Annotated in this window: 15 protein-coding genes; 13 read left to right on the top strand and 2 right to left on the bottom strand. The window is 45.3% G+C overall.

The window, feature by feature from the left end; translation table 11 throughout:
* From H735_RS24735 to H735_RS24675, 13 genes are all read left to right on the top strand, one after another.
* On the top strand, positions 1 to 908 hold a 908-nt coding region (locus H735_RS24735), incomplete at its 5' end, for a chemotaxis protein CheW (RefSeq protein WP_042980547.1).
* A 36-nt stretch (positions 909 to 944) separates the two neighbouring features.
* Positions 945 to 1439 (top strand): chemotaxis protein CheW, encoded by a 495-nt coding sequence (locus H735_RS24730; RefSeq protein WP_005438733.1) that lies wholly within the window; start codon positions 945 to 947, stop codon positions 1437 to 1439.
* A 14-nt stretch (positions 1440 to 1453) separates the two neighbouring features.
* Positions 1454 to 1945: a DUF2802 domain-containing protein gene (locus H735_RS24725; RefSeq protein WP_005438735.1), complete on the top strand. Its 492-nt coding sequence runs from the start codon at positions 1454 to 1456 to the stop codon at positions 1943 to 1945.
* 198 nt (positions 1946 to 2143) lie between these two features.
* A complete protein-coding gene (gene ccmA, locus H735_RS24720) occupies positions 2144 to 2761 on the top strand; it encodes a cytochrome c biogenesis heme-transporting ATPase CcmA (RefSeq protein ID WP_020197085.1) in 618 nt (205 codons plus the stop codon).
* 1 nt (position 2762) lies between these two features.
* A complete protein-coding gene (ccmB, locus tag H735_RS24715) occupies positions 2763 to 3431 on the top strand; it encodes a heme exporter protein CcmB (protein WP_020197086.1) in 669 nt (222 codons plus the stop codon).
* A 108-nt stretch (positions 3432 to 3539) separates the two neighbouring features.
* Positions 3540 to 4283, top strand: a complete 744-nt coding sequence (locus H735_RS24710) for a heme ABC transporter permease (protein ID WP_009707361.1) — start codon at positions 3540 to 3542, stop codon at positions 4281 to 4283.
* A gap of 11 nt (positions 4284 to 4294) precedes the next feature.
* Positions 4295 to 4501, top strand: coding sequence for a heme exporter protein CcmD (gene ccmD, locus H735_RS24705; RefSeq protein ID WP_005433154.1), 207 nt, complete (start codon positions 4295 to 4297; stop codon positions 4499 to 4501).
* Positions 4498 to 4983, top strand: coding sequence for a cytochrome c maturation protein CcmE (gene ccmE / locus H735_RS24700; protein ID WP_005438749.1), 486 nt, complete (start codon positions 4498 to 4500; stop codon positions 4981 to 4983). Before ccmD ends, ccmE begins: the two co-directional genes overlap by 4 nt.
* A complete protein-coding gene (locus H735_RS24695; RefSeq protein ID WP_020197087.1) occupies positions 4980 to 6962 on the top strand; it encodes a heme lyase CcmF/NrfE family subunit in 1983 nt (660 codons plus the stop codon). The genes ccmE and H735_RS24695 overlap by 4 nt, the downstream gene beginning before the upstream one ends.
* 3 nt (positions 6963 to 6965) lie before the next feature.
* A complete protein-coding gene (locus H735_RS24690; RefSeq protein WP_020197088.1) occupies positions 6966 to 7520 on the top strand; it encodes a DsbE family thiol:disulfide interchange protein in 555 nt (184 codons plus the stop codon).
* Positions 7517 to 8002: a cytochrome c-type biogenesis protein gene (locus H735_RS24685; RefSeq protein ID WP_005433110.1), complete on the top strand. Its 486-nt coding sequence runs from the start codon at positions 7517 to 7519 to the stop codon at positions 8000 to 8002. The genes H735_RS24690 and H735_RS24685 overlap by 4 nt, the downstream gene beginning before the upstream one ends.
* Positions 8002 to 9219 (top strand): c-type cytochrome biogenesis protein CcmI, encoded by a 1218-nt coding sequence (gene ccmI / locus H735_RS24680; RefSeq protein ID WP_009707359.1) that lies wholly within the window; start codon positions 8002 to 8004, stop codon positions 9217 to 9219. Before H735_RS24685 ends, ccmI begins: the two co-directional genes overlap by 1 nt.
* 198 nt (positions 9220 to 9417) lie before the next feature.
* A complete protein-coding gene (locus tag H735_RS24675; protein WP_009707358.1) occupies positions 9418 to 10197 on the top strand; it encodes an MlaA family lipoprotein in 780 nt (259 codons plus the stop codon).
* 94 nt (positions 10198 to 10291) lie between these two features.
* Here the strand turns inward: H735_RS24675 and H735_RS24670 are convergent, their stop codons facing one another.
* Together H735_RS24670 and H735_RS24665 are read right to left on the bottom strand one after the other, a co-directional pair.
* A complete protein-coding gene (locus tag H735_RS24670; protein WP_020197089.1) occupies positions 10292 to 11566 on the bottom strand; it encodes an outer membrane protein transport protein in 1275 nt (424 codons plus the stop codon).
* 309 nt (positions 11567 to 11875) lie between these two features.
* Positions 11876 to 13138: an outer membrane protein transport protein gene (locus tag H735_RS24665; RefSeq protein ID WP_020197090.1), complete on the bottom strand. Its 1263-nt coding sequence runs from the start codon at positions 13136 to 13138 to the stop codon at positions 11876 to 11878.
* Between the last annotated feature and the right edge of the window lie 218 nt (positions 13139 to 13356).

Below are 13356 nucleotides of genomic sequence, written 5' to 3'. Positions count from 1 at the left end.
CAGAGCCAGAGCCAGAGCCAAAATTACAGCTGCAATACGCAGAACCGGAGTCGTATCAATACAGTGATTCGTACTCGCCAGAATTAGAAGCGCCTAATCTGGAAGACGTTCAGCGATTGCTCAGCCAGCTTGAGTCCACCAACGTGGTGGCAGAGTTGGATATCGATGACATTCTGGAACAAAACACCATTGATATTGCGACTGAAGCAAAAGCAATGGAACCAGAAGTTGAAGTCGAAACAGCGGTGGAAACCGTTGAAGAAATTCAAGAGTGGGTGATCGACGAAGAGCCGGCACCGACTGTAGAGGTTGAAAAACCTGAGCCAGTTTGGGAACAACCAGAAATTGAAATGGTTAAACCCACAGTTGATGTTGAAGTGGAGATTGAACAGCACACTGAAACAGAACTGGAAACTGAAGCGGGTGCAAAGTTACCCAATACTTGGGAGAGCACGCAGCGTAGCGCTGATTTTCAAGTGCTTTACTTTGATGTAAATGGTGTGACTTTTGCGGTGCCGCTTGATGAGTTAGGTGGTATTCACCGCATCACAGAGCTGAACCACTTGATTGGTCGCCCTGCATGGTACTTGGGTTTGCAAACCAGTCGTGAGCAACAATTTGATGTCGTCGACACTGCAAAGTGGGTGATGGCGGATAAGCTTCGCGACGAAAACTACAAAGATAACTACCAATACGTCGTCATGCTTGGTGAAAGCATGTGGGGGTTGGCCAGTAACCAATTGATGGGGACTGAAACGCTCAATATCGACAAAGTCCGTTGGCGTGAACAAGCGGGCAAACGCCCTTGGCTAGCGGGCATGGTGAAAGAAAAAATGTGTGCTTTAATTCATGTCCAAGCACTCATAGACATGCTAAACGCGGGTTTAGATGTAAAATCACTGAATTAGATTTTTGGTCGGGAACGACATTAACGAGGATTAACTATGTCTCAAGCTTTTGAAGTAGAAGTGAAGAAAGATACATCGAACGACGAAGTTCTTCAGTGGGTGACGTTCCAACTAGAAGAAGAAACGTACGGCATTAACGTAATGCAAGTTCGTGAAGTTCTTCGCTACACAGAAATCGCTCCAGTTCCAGGTGCGCCAGATTACGTGCTAGGTATTATTAACCTACGTGGCAACGTTGTAACGGTTATCGATACACGTTCACGTTTTGGCCTAATGGAAGGCGAAGTAACAGACAACACGCGTATCATCGTGATTGAGTCTGAGCGTCAAGTTATCGGTATCCTAGTAGACAGCGTTGCTGAAGTGGTTTACCTACGTTCTTCTGAGATCGATACAACACCTTCTGTAGGTACTGACGAAAGCGCGAAGTTCATCCAAGGCGTAAGCAACCGTGATGGTAAACTGCTTATCCTTGTTGATTTGAACAAGCTGCTAACTGATGACGAATGGGATGAGATGGCTCACCTATAATTGGCTGATGAATCATGGCTGAAGAAACCTTGCTATCTTTGCCGCTCATATTGGGTGGCCTAGCGTTTGTATTCTTAGTGCTGCTTTTGCTTCAACTACGCGTGCGTGCGGGTTTGCAAAAGCAGATGGATCAGCAACGTGCACAGTCACGCCATGCTGACAAAGAAACACAAAAACTAAACAAGCAACTGTTGGAAGTGCGTTCAGTGGTGGTAGGCCTAGGTCAAAAAGTGACTGAACAACAAGATGTGATTCAACATCTTAATGAACGCATTCGTGAACTTGAACACGCAGATACAGACGGTCGTTTGTACAGCCGCGCTTCGAAAATGGTTCAACTTGGTGCCGACATCAATGAGTTGATTGAAGAGTGTGAATTGCCAAAAGCAGAAGCAGAATTGATGCTTTCGCTGCAGAAAAAATTGGCAGGGAAAGAGAAAATCCCACCGCTAAGCAGTCAACCCTCTGATGACCCGACTTATCCACCCCGTGGAAGACGTCGATAAAGATTAAAAAAGAAGCTTCGGCTTCTTTTTTTATTTTTAAAATAAAAACTTATAATCACTTATGGTTATTTTTATTAAAATGTGACTATAAGTTAACAAAAACTCACGAGCTTACATACATCATCGCTTTCTTATCCTGTTTTGTCACAACTAAGCTGTGCTAATATAGCGGCTCGTTCATTTTTTAGTTGAAGCCCTATGTTAGAAGTCTCTAACCTAACTGCGATCCGTGATGACAGGGTCCTGTTTGAAAACCTGCAATTCGAAATCAAGCCTGGTGAATTGGTCCAGATTGAAGGACGCAACGGCACAGGCAAAACCACACTGCTTCGTATCGTGACAGGGTTAGGGGACAGAGAAGAAGGCACAATCAAATGGAAAGGCGAAGAGGTTGAAAAATCTCGTGACGTTTTCCATCAAGACCTTCTGTTCTTAGGGCATCAAACTGGCGTTAAACGCGAACTTACCGCGTTTGAAAACCTGCGCTTTTACCAATCTATCCATAATAATCGCTCCTCCGATGAAGAAATCTTTGCTGCTTTAGCCCAAGTAGGGCTTGCGGGTCGAGAAGATGTGCCTGTAGCACAGCTTTCTGCTGGCCAACAGCGTCGTGTGGCGTTGGCAAGGCTTTGGCTAAGCAATCAAATTCTATGGATTCTGGACGAACCTTTAACTGCAATCGACAAACAAGGCGTGAAAGTGCTAGAGGCACTGTTTGTTAGCCATGCTGACAATGGCGGCATCGTCGTGCTAACCACGCACCAAGATATGTTTGCAGACAGCCCGAAACTTAGAAAAATAAAACTGGGTGATTGATATGATTTCGGCCATGACAACCATTATTCGCCGTGAGCTTCTGATCGCATTTCGTCGTCAAGCGGACATTTTGAACCCATTGTGGTTCTTCATCATTGTGATCACACTTTTCCCTCTTAGCATCGGTCCTGAGCCTAATTTGTTAGCACGTATTGCAGCTGGCATTGTTTGGGTTGCTGCTCTGCTGTCCGCCTTATTATCATTAGAGCGTCTATTCCGTGATGATTTTCAAGATGGCGCACTAGAGCAAATGATGCTAATGCCAATTCCATTGCAACTTGTTGTGATTTCTAAGGTCATAGCTCACTGGTTGCTAACGGGATTGCCTCTGATTTTAATCAGCCCATTGTTGGCAATTCTGCTTTCTCTTGATTTCAACACTTGGCTGTCTGTCGTACTGACTTTAGTGATTGGTACGCCGACGTTGAGTTTTATCGGTGCCATTGGTGTGGCACTGACGGTTGGGTTGCAAAAAGGCGGCGTTCTTTTGAGTTTGCTCATTCTTCCGCTCTACATCCCAATTCTAATTTTCGCTACGTCCGCGATTGATGCTGCAGCACTAGGTATGACGTATAACGGACAACTGGCGATTTTAGGCGCAATGTTGATGGGGGCTGTCACCCTCACACCGTTTGCTATCAGCGCGGCACTGCGAGTTAGTGTTAACTAACTCAATAAATGCGATTTAAGCGACGTTTGATCAAAGAATTATTATTAAAGCACTGCTACGGTCTCGGCCCTCTGGACAGTGTCCCTGAAGTAAGAGTGAGAACTTAACATGTGGAAATGGCTACATCCTTATGCCAAGCCTGAAGCAGCTTATCACCTGAGTGGTAAGTTCCTACCTTGGTTTTCTGTATTGGCCCTCGTATGCCTAACAGTTGGTACTGTCTGGGGCCTTGCATTTGCGCCTTCTGATTACCAACAAGGTGACAGTTTCCGAATTATCTACATCCATGTACCTTCGGCTATTTGGTCGATGGGTGTTTACATGTCGATGGCCATTGCCGCGTTTATCGGCTTGGTTTGGCAAGTGCGCCTGTCTGACATGGCAGCATTGGCTATGGCGCCGATCGGTGCAGTATTCACCTTTATTGCTCTACTAACGGGTGCCGTTTGGGGCAAACCTATGTGGGGTACTTGGTGGGTATGGGATGCACGCCTTACTTCCGAATTAATTCTTCTATTCTTGTACCTTGGTGTTATTGCACTTTACCACGCATTTGATGACCAAAAGACCGCCGCAAAAGCCGCAGGTATTTTGGCTATCGTCGGTGTGGTGAATCTACCAATTATCCACTTCTCAGTTGAGTGGTGGAACACGCTTCACCAAGGCGCGACTATCACCAAATTTGAAAAACCATCGATCTCATCCAACATGCTTTGGCCTTTGTTGCTGAACATTTTTGGTTTTGCGTTCTTCTTTGGCGCGGTAACGATGGTGCGCTTCCGTAACGAAATTATCAGCAAAGAGAGTCATCGCCCTTGGGTGCAAAAACTCGCAGCTGAAAAAACTCAGTGAGGTAATTGATTATGCATTTTGATTCTCTGAGCGAACTATTTGCCATGGGTGGCTACGCAGGTTACGTATGGAGCGCGTTTGGTATTACTTTCTTATCTATGCTCATTCTTTTGATTTCGAGTATCCGCCGTGGGGATGCGTTGTTAAAAGAAGTGAAAGCGAAAATTGATCGTCAAGCGCGTATCGACGCGGCGAAGAATATGGAGAACACGTTATGAACCCGAGACGTAAAAAGAGGCTAGGCATTGTTTTAGCGATCTTTATCGGTATTAGTGCAACCATCGGTTTGATGCTTTACGCACTGAACCAAAACATGGATCTATTCTACACGCCGACGGAATTGGTAAACGGTAAGCCAGACGGCACAAAGCCTGAGGTAGGCCAGCGTCTACGTATCGGTGGTATGGTTGTTGAAGGTTCAGTTCGTCGTGATCCTGAATCTCTAAAAGTAAGCTTTGAACTGCACGATGTCGGTCCTGAAGTGACCATCGTTTATGAAGGTATCCTTCCTGACTTATTCCGCGAAGGTCAAGGTATTGTTGCTCAAGGTGTTCTTGAAGACGCAACAACCGTAAAAGCTTTTGAAGTGTTGGCAAAACACGATGAAGAATACATGCCACCTGAGATTGCAGAAGCAATGAAGAAAACTCATGAGCCTTTGCAGTACACAACTGAACAAAAACAAGGAAGCGGCCAATGATTGCTGAAGTCGGTCACTTTGCCCTCATACTCTCGCTAGCAATGGCATTGTTGCTCAGCGTATTGCCGCTATGGGGTGCATCAAACAACAACACCATGCTGATGAACACAGCACGACCGCTTTCGTGGTCGATGTTCATCATGCTGTTTTTCTCTTTCGTTATTCTGTGTTGGGGTTTCTACACCAACGACTTCACGCTGCAATACGTAGCAAGTAACTCAAACAGCCAATTGCCTTGGTACTACCGTCTAACTGCGGTTTGGGGTGCGCACGAAGGTTCATTATTGCTTTGGGTACTCATCCAAGCTGCATGGACAGTTGCGGTTGCTACTTTCAGTCGTGGCATGCCACAAGAATCGGTTGCACGTGTACTTGCGGTAATGGGCATGATCTCAGTGGGCTTCCTGCTGTTTATCATCCTGACGTCAAACCCATTCCTACGCACGTTGCCGTTCTTCCCGGTAGATGGACGTGACTTGAACCCACTTCTTCAAGACCCAGGTTTGATCGTTCACCCACCTATGCTTTACATGGGTTACGTAGGCTTCTCGGTTGCGTTCTCGTTTGCAATTGCGTCTTTGATGACTGGTCGTCTTGATACCGCTTGGGCTCGTTGGTCTCGTCCTTGGACAACCGCAGCTTGGGTATTCCTAACACTAGGTATCGCACTAGGTTCTTGGTGGGCTTACTACGAACTTGGCTGGGGTGGCTGGTGGTTCTGGGATCCAGTAGAAAACGCATCATTCATGCCTTGGCTAGCCGGTACAGCACTGATGCACTCTCTAGCGGTAACCGAAAAACGCGGTACATTTAAAGCTTGGACAGTTCTACTGGCGATCTCGGCATTCTCACTAAGTTTGTTGGGTACCTTCTTGGTTCGTTCCGGTATTTTGGTATCGGTGCACGCGTTCGCGTCTGATCCGTCACGCGGTATGTTTATTCTAGGTTTCCTAGTCTTCGTAATCGGTGGCTCACTCCTGCTATTCGCAGTGAAAGGGGCAGCAGTTCGCGTACGTGGTAATTTCGATTTGGTGTCGCGTGAGAACGCGCTACTTGCTAACAACGTGCTTCTGATTGCTGCGCTAGTCGTCGTATTGGTTGGTACATTGTTGCCATTGGTTCACAAACAAATTGGTCTTGGTTCAGTATCTATCGGTGCGCCATTCTTCGACATGCTATTCGCATGGCTGATGATGCCGTTCGCCTTCCTATTAGGTATTGGTCCTATGATTCGTTGGAAGCGCGACAATCTATCTAAGCTTATTAAGCCTATGATTGTTTCTGGTGTGCTTGCTTTCACACTAGGTGCAGTGTGCGTATTCCTATTCGCAGACTTCTTCTCAGCGATGGCTTACATCGGTTGGGTAATGGCAATCTGGATCATTGCAATGCACGGCTTTGAGTTGTACGAGCGTGCTACTCACCGTCATAGCTTCGGTGAAGGTGTTCGTAAACTTCAACGCAGCCACTGGGCAATGATGCTTGGTCACATCGGTCTAGCCGTTACTGTGATTGGTATTGCTATGGTGCAAAACTACAGCATCGAACGTGACGTGCGTTTGGCGCCAGGAGAGCACTTCAAGATTTACGGTTACGATTTCTACTTCTCAGGTCTACGTGACAAAGATGGTCCAAACTACGATGGTTACATCGCGGACTTTGAAATCACCAATGACGGTAAGTACGTGAACACGCTACACGCTGAAAAACGTTTCTACCGCACGGCGAAGTCAATGATGACAGAAGCGGCTATCGACCGTGGCATCACTCGCGACCTATACATTGCAATGGGTGAGCGTCTAGACGATAACCGCTCTTGGGCAGTACGTATTTACTACAAACCATTTGTTCGTTGGATCTGGGCTGGTTCGTTGATCATGTCTTTAGGTGGTGCGCTTGCTATTTCTGATAGACGTTACCGCTTCCGCAAAACGGCTAAGAAAGACGAAAAGTCAAAGCTAGCGGAGAAGGAGGCATAAGAAATGAATAAGAAAGTCCTATTTATCCCGTTGGTGGCGTTCATGGTACTGGCGGGTATCTTCGCAACTCAGTTGGTTCGTAACCAAGAGGGTGACGATCCAACAAAATTGGAATCAGTACTAGTAGGTAAGCCTGTACCTGAGTTCCATCTGGAAGATTTGGCGGAGCCGGGCAAGCAATACGATCAATCGATCTTCAAAGGTGAGCCTCTGCTACTTAACGTTTGGGCGACTTGGTGTCCAACGTGTTATGCAGAGCATAAATACCTAAACGAGCTTGCTGGTAAAGGTGTGAAGATCATCGGTATGAACTACAAAGATGATCGCAACAAAGCAGTGGGTTGGCTAAACGACCTAGGCAACCCATACCTAATCAACTTGTTTGATGGCAGCGGCATGCTAGGTCTAGACCTTGGCGTATACGGCGCTCCTGAAACATTTATCATCGATGCAAATGGCGTGATTCGCTACCGCCATGTCGGTGACGTAAACCCTCGCAACTGGGCGGAAAAACTAGAGCCGCTTTACACCAAGTTGGTTGAGGAGGCGAAGCAATGAGAAAGTTTATCTTAGCGGCATTGGCTGCAATGACATTCTCTCTTGCTGCCCACGCAGCGATTGAAGTGTATGAGTTTGATAACCTAGAGCAAGAGCAGCAGTTCAAAGAGCTAGGCCATACTCTGCGTTGTCCAAAATGTCAGAACAACACTATCTCAGATTCGAATGCGGAATTGGCTCAGGACCTACGCCACAAGGTGTACGAAATGACCAAAGAAGGTAAGTCGAAGGACGAGATCGTGGATTACATGATTGCTCGTTACGGTAACTTCGTAACTTACAATCCTCCGTTTACCTTTGCGACTGCAATTTTGTGGCTAGGCCCACTAGCAGTGGTATTAGGCGGTTTTGGTTTGATTGTGCTACGTAGCCGTAAATCCAAAGCAAAAGCAGTTCAAGCAAGCAATGAGCAATGGGACGAAGAGAAAGAAGCGCGCCTCAAATCATTACTTGATGAAGAGAACAACGGAGATAAGAAATAATGACACTATTTTGGGTTTCAACCGTTGTTCTTACGCTTGTGGCATGCGCATTGATTGCATTGCCACTGCTAAAGCAAAAAGCCAACAACGATGAAGTGTTACGTGATGAGCTAAACAAGGCGTTCTATAAAGACCGTCTATCTGAGCTTGCTGAAGAAACAGACGAAGGTCTGGTGGAAAGCGAAGACGATCTGATCTCGGATCTAAAGCAGTCGCTACTTGACGATATTCCGGGTGATAAAGCGCAAACAGAAACAAAGGTTTCTCCTATTGCAGTCTTAATCCCATCAGTCATTCTGACAGTAGTTTTAAGCTACGGTTTATACTACAAATTTGGTGCATCTCAAGATGTGATCAAGTGGCAAGAAGTCAACGAGAACCTACCAGAGCTTTCTAAAAAGCTAATGTCTGCGTCATCTGAACCTTTGAGTGAAGATGAAATGGCTGACCTATCTTTAGCACTGCGTACTCGTTTGCATTACCAGCCTGAAGATTCAACGGGGTGGTTGCTACTAGGTCGTATCGCTTTAGCTAACCGTGACGTAACGACTTCTATTGATGCAATGGAGAAAGCGTACAAGCTAGAGCCAAAAGACCCAGATGTTCAACTTGGTTATGCACAGGCACTGATGCTTTCTCAAGACGAGATGGATCAAGCAACGGCTCGTTCTCTGCTTGGTAAACTGATGCAGCAGGATTACGTTGATCTACGTGTATTCTCGCTACTAGCGTTTGATGCATTTGAGCGTCAAGACTTCCCGGCGGCAATCAAATACTGGGGCATCATGCAGCAAATGATTGGTCCAGAAGACAGCCGCTACGAAATGTTAGGCCGCAGTATCGAAAGCGCGCGCAAGCAAATGGGCGAAGCGGTTTCTCCAGACAAGAGTGTGGCGGTGACGATTAACGTTGCGCCAGAGGCTCAGTTGGATCCAAACGCGGTATTGATCGTATCAATCCACCGTGCAGACGGCTCTCCAATGCCAGTTGCAGCAGCTCGCTACCCATTAGGCACATTCCCTCGTACAGTGGTACTGGATGATGGTAATGCGATGATGGACGGACAGAAGCTTTCTTCTCTAGAGAAGCTGATGGTTCGTGTTCGTGTCGACTCTGATGGCAACGTGGCGACTCGCGACCAAGATTGGCACGGTGAGAGCGCTGTGGTTGATTTCGGTCAGCCAGTTGAAGTGATGATCGATAAGCAGTATCAATAAGCATAATCGTCTCTGATATTTGACACTTAGTGATTGCCATCTCTGTTTTGTGGTATGACTAGCAACTATCGAGTAGAATGAAAAAGGCCAGCGATTGCTGGCCTTTATTTATATACCCAAGTGACTTTTCTTTCGGTGCTTTCCGTACATATATCAAAAGGTTGCTTAGGTATATTAATAGTCGTTATGGAACGAAGAATGTATAACAAGGGTAAATCCATCTTCTTGTTACTGTTCGCAGTTGGACTGGTTGGCTGTTCAAGTGCGCCCGAGGAGGCAGTAACTGAAGAAAACGAAACTAATCAAACGACTTCTGATGCTTATGATCCATTAGAAGGCTTCAACCGCGCAATGTGGGACATCAACTACGATTACTTAGACCCGTATTTGGTTCGTCCGATCTCTCTTGCGTACGTGGATTACACACCAGTGCCGGTTCGCTCTGGTATTGCTAATTTCTTAGCAAACTTAGATGAGCCAGCAAGTGTGGTAAACAACCTTGTTATGGGCAATGGCACCAAAGCCGTTGATCACTTTAACCGTTTTTGGATTAACTCCACGTTCGGCATTTTCGGTTTGTTCGATATTGCAACGGCCGCAGGTATTACTAAATACGACAACAAAGAATTCAGCAGCGTAGTCGGGCACTATGGCGTTGGTAACGGCCCATACTTTATGATTCCTGGTTATGGTCCATATACGCTACGTGAAGTGACAGATACTGTAGATGGTATGTATGTACCCTTGTCTTACCTTAACTTCTGGGCGGGTCTTGGTAAGTGGGCACTAGAGGGCATGGAGAAACGTGCGCTATTGGTTCCACAAGAAGCACAGCTTGAAGCATCTCCAGATCCATATGTGCTAACGCGTGATGTTTACTTGCAGCGTCAAGATTTCAAAGCGGAAATCAACAATGTTGATGAAGTGGATGAAGACGAAGAAGCATACTTGGACGAGTATTTAGAAGAAGACTTCTAATCGCTTCAGCAAATAGCAAAATAAAAAGGCTTGGTTTTCACCAAGCCTTTCTTTTTTGTCGGTAACTTTCTTTTATCGAGAAATAGCGTTCAGATTAGAACGTGTAGTTCGCTTGAACACCGATTAGCCAAATGTCACCCGAAATCTCACCTTGGAATTCGCCACCAATCAAAGAAGATAGTTTATCTGATTGGTCTCTAGGTTCTTTAATAGGCGCATCTTTAGCTAGAATATAAGTAAAGCCACCATCTAAAGTTAGGTTCTTAGTAAATTCGTAAGATGCACCAACGCTTAACCAAGTACGATCTGTTTCTGGAATTGTTGTAGTACGGTATTTGTGATCCACTGCGGCCGTATCATACGCAACACCGGAGCGAAGTGTTAATTTTTGATCCCATTGGTAAGTAGTGCCGATTGCGAAACGGTAGTTGTCTTTCCAATTTTCAGTTTTGATTACGTCTGATGTACCGTCTTTAAAGTTAGCTTTTAGCTCTTTAAATGTGCTCCAATCTGTCCAGTTAACACTTGCATGTACACCAAGTTGTTCTGTAATTTGGCTGTATGATGCGATTTCAGCAGTAGCTGGAAGAATAATTTCTAGACTACCATCTTTCTTGGCCGATGGATTTGTATTATTGAAACCATAACCTGTTGCGTAGCCATCAAAATCCATTGTCACTTCAGACTTGTAGGCAAAACCAACTCGGTTAGTATCGTTAATTTGCCATGCTGCACCAATTTGATAGCCCCAAGAGCTGTCATCACCTTCCATATATTTTAGAGTGCCAAGCTTTTTGTTGCTTGCTCCAAAATGACCCTCACCAGTGACGTAACGAATACCTGCACCAACACTAAATTGCTCGTTAATCTTATATGCTAGGCTAGTAAGAGCTTCAACTGTCATCACTTTAGCTTCATCACCGAAGTGAGTCGCATTAAAAGTGCTTTCTAGTTCTGTTTCCATGCCATAGTTTGTGCCAAGAGCGAAACCAACAGCCCATTGATCGTTGTACATGTGTGACAGGTAAAAATTGGGAACAACAGCACTATGCGCAATGTCTTTCGCTGAAGTGGCACCACGATTATCACCAGTGAGTGATGGGGTTGTTATTTCACCATCAATATCAATATTAGGATCAACATAGATAGCGCCAACAGACACTTGTGTGCCTTCTAGGTAAGTTAGCATTGCTGGGTTACGCCATTGTGCACTTGCGTTATCAGCCATTGCTGCTTCACCAGCGTATGCACGACCTAGACCAGTCGCAGAGTATTCTGCAAGTTGGAAACCTGCTGCGTTTGCAACGCCTGAAGTACTAAGTAGGCCGAATGCCACTGCTGTTGATAGGAGAGTCTTGTTGGTTTTCATTGTAATGTTCGCTGAGTTATTTATAACGTGGAGCGAAAGTTTACGACTAGAGTTATTACTTTAAAAATGAAAAGCCAATAAAACAGTGTTTTCAGTCCTATAATCTATTTATATAGAGATATGTAGATGATCTATCTAACTGTAACGGCTGTGTGAAAAAATTTCAGCGAACACCTGTGAGTCATAATTATGGCTTTTGATTACACGTGTGCGCCCAATCTCGGTGAATGGAAAACAATAGATAAGAAAAAAGGCTGGAATTCCAGCCTTTTATATAGAGAGTACTTATATTAGCTTGTCGCGTAATGCTTAGAAGCTGCGGCTGTACTGTAAGCCGAATAGAATCGCGTCCGCACGAGTCGTTGCTTCGATAGAGGTACCTAAACTAGACGTTTCGTTAACTTTAACGTCTTCACCTAATAGGTATGTAAAGCCAATATCAACATTTGATGCGTTATCAATGTGGTAAGTTGCACCTGCTGAGAACCATTGACGATCTGAGTCAGGCACTGATACTGATGTCTTCTGGTCTTGTGCACTTGTGTCGTACATGTAACCAGTACGTAGTGTCCAGTCCGAGTTCATGTAGTAGGTACCACCGATAGCGTAGTGCCAGCCGTCTTGCCACTCGTAATCGTTAAATGTTTGATTAGAGCCGTTTACAGTACCGTCTAGAGTATCGAATGCGCTCCAACCGATCCATTGAACACTGTAGTGTACTGCGAACTTAGTATCTTGAATTTTGTGGTAACCAGAGAACTCCGCCATATCTGGAAGAGGAAGGTTTAGTTTACCATTAGAGTCTTTCGCACCTGCTGGTAAGAATGCAATGTCACCTTCTGCTTCAATTTCTGGGCTGTAACGGTAAGAGAAACCGAAACGGTTATTTTCATCTAGTTCGAATACGGTACCAACGTTAAAGCCAACACCAAAACCTGCCGCATCAGCATCTAATAGAGTAGTGCCTTTTGGAATCATACCGCCCAATAGGTCTGTACCAAGAGTACGTTGTAGCTTACCTGTACCGTAAATTAGGTCTAGACCTGCACCAAAGCTCCATTGGTCGTTTAGACGGTACGAACCCGCAATGCCAACGTTAACGCTTTTCACGTCAGTTAAACCGCCAAACTCAGACCATGTTAGGTCATTGCTGAACTCTGTTTTTGTACCGAAGTTAGAGTATGCGTTTACGCCCCAAGCAAACTTGTCGTTCACTGGCACGATAAGATGGATGTTCGGTGCTACAGATGTGCTGCCAATATCATCATAGCTAGTGTTATCTAGCGTTTGACCAAATGGGCTCTTGTAAGTCACATTTTTAGCTGAGATATCAGTAGTGATCGTTTCAAAACCTAGCGACAGTTCCATTTTGTCAAATAGAGCCATTGCTGCTGGGTTACGAGCCATTACAGATGCGTTATCTGCAATTACTGCATCACCTGCGAATGCACGACCGATACCAGTCGCTGATTGTGCGTTTAGCTGGAAACCAGCTGCCATTGCTTGACCAGATGCCATTGCAACCGTCACTGCTAGGAGAGTCTTTTTAAACAGACGCGTATTCTGAGTCATTATTTATTCCTTATTAGTTTCGTCTCTTTGGACGATAAGTTGAGCTTTTGCTCAGTGGCGCAGATAGTAGTATTAAGAGTGGACCATACAAATCCGACCATTGGATAAATTTGAATAAAAATTGCAGAAATGATGTCTAAATGTCGGGAAATTGCACCTAAAGTGCATAATTTAGAGTTTTGACTCTAAATTCAATGGGCGGGGTGAATGTTTTGCTT

This window comes from Vibrio owensii CAIM 1854 = LMG 25443, from assembly GCF_000817815.1.
Taxonomy (GTDB): Bacteria; Pseudomonadota; Gammaproteobacteria; order Enterobacterales; family Vibrionaceae; genus Vibrio; species Vibrio owensii.
Note: the sequence above shows the minus strand (reverse complement) of the source record. Positions and strands in the feature narration are given on the sequence as shown.

Coding starts and splice junctions, on each gene's coding strand:
- H735_RS24730 (WP_005438733.1), top strand. CDS start 945: ATGTCTCAAGCTTTTGAAGTAGAAGTGAAGAAAGATACATCGAACGAC.
- H735_RS24725 (WP_005438735.1), top strand. CDS start 1,454: ATGGCTGAAGAAACCTTGCTATCTTTGCCGCTCATATTGGGTGGCCTA.
- ccmA (WP_020197085.1), top strand. CDS start 2,144: ATGTTAGAAGTCTCTAACCTAACTGCGATCCGTGATGACAGGGTCCTG.
- ccmB (WP_020197086.1), top strand. CDS start 2,763: ATGATTTCGGCCATGACAACCATTATTCGCCGTGAGCTTCTGATCGCA.
- H735_RS24710 (WP_009707361.1), top strand. CDS start 3,540: ATGTGGAAATGGCTACATCCTTATGCCAAGCCTGAAGCAGCTTATCAC.
- ccmD (WP_005433154.1), top strand. CDS start 4,295: ATGCATTTTGATTCTCTGAGCGAACTATTTGCCATGGGTGGCTACGCA.
- ccmE (WP_005438749.1), top strand. CDS start 4,498: ATGAACCCGAGACGTAAAAAGAGGCTAGGCATTGTTTTAGCGATCTTT.
- H735_RS24695 (WP_020197087.1), top strand. CDS start 4,980: ATGATTGCTGAAGTCGGTCACTTTGCCCTCATACTCTCGCTAGCAATG.
- H735_RS24690 (WP_020197088.1), top strand. CDS start 6,966: ATGAATAAGAAAGTCCTATTTATCCCGTTGGTGGCGTTCATGGTACTG.
- H735_RS24685 (WP_005433110.1), top strand. CDS start 7,517: ATGAGAAAGTTTATCTTAGCGGCATTGGCTGCAATGACATTCTCTCTT.
- ccmI (WP_009707359.1), top strand. CDS start 8,002: ATGACACTATTTTGGGTTTCAACCGTTGTTCTTACGCTTGTGGCATGC.
- H735_RS24675 (WP_009707358.1), top strand. CDS start 9,418: ATGTATAACAAGGGTAAATCCATCTTCTTGTTACTGTTCGCAGTTGGA.
- H735_RS24670 (WP_020197089.1), bottom strand. CDS start 11,566: ATGAAAACCAACAAGACTCTCCTATCAACAGCAGTGGCATTCGGCCTA.
- H735_RS24665 (WP_020197090.1), bottom strand. CDS start 13,138: ATGACTCAGAATACGCGTCTGTTTAAAAAGACTCTCCTAGCAGTGACG.